1 pseudogene is annotated in these 718 nt (G+C 38.9%); it reads left to right on the top strand.

Going from position 1 to position 718, the window contains the following annotated elements:
• Positions 1 to 568 precede the first annotated feature (568 nt).
• Positions 569 to 718 (top strand): annotated as a pseudogene (locus ABHN01_RS25755) (recombinase family protein); the annotation flags it as partial.

The following is a 718-nucleotide window of genomic DNA, read 5'->3' as shown; positions in this document are numbered from 1 at the left end:
AAGATGAGGCTGAGTGAGTCCTTCGCAGCCAATTAACCAACTCCTTAATTAAGAATATTATTAAATATATACTACAATGTGTGGTTATGTCAAGCTGATAGTGGGAGGAAGCCGGTCTGGTGCAAAATCTGTCGCTGCACAGGCTGCTACATCTAAAAAGCAGGGGATCGAGGACGAATTTATACAGCCTTAGTGGGGTATCGTCAAGAAAATGCGGATTTACAACGATAAGGACTCCAATACTAGCCCAACTTCTCCGAAAACTTTAGAGAAATTGCCCAGAATATGGAATTTATACTTCTTGTATTGCAGGAATTCATGATTTTTCCGCCACTTTTCCGAACGTTTTTGAAAGAATAAGAGAGCATCTATGAGCTGCTCGATAACCATTTAGAGCAAGTAGCGATTGATTTAAAAATCAATTTAGTCTTTTCAACAGTTGGGGTTCCTTTATTAATGGATATCTATCAACAAGCAGCTAGTGCTAGGGGCCGAAAGGGAGGGAGACCTAAAGTTAACGAGTTCATGAAACATATAATTGTCTAAATAACGTTCTGAACTTTCCTAAATCGATCCACGAGATATTTTCATCGATAAGCAAATTTGATCGAGCCCAGTATTAATTGTTAAAACTCCGCAAAGGAGATATCCTTTACATTCCTTCTCTTGATCGTTTTGGCAGGAACAAGGAAGAGATCCTTCATGAATGGAATGACAT

Origin of the sequence: Fictibacillus sp. NRS-1165 (assembly GCF_050468105.1) — a bacterium.
Lineage (GTDB): Bacteria > Bacillota > Bacilli > Bacillales > Fictibacillaceae > Fictibacillus_C > Fictibacillus_C terrinigri.
This window is presented reverse-complemented; position numbering and strand designations above follow the sequence as displayed.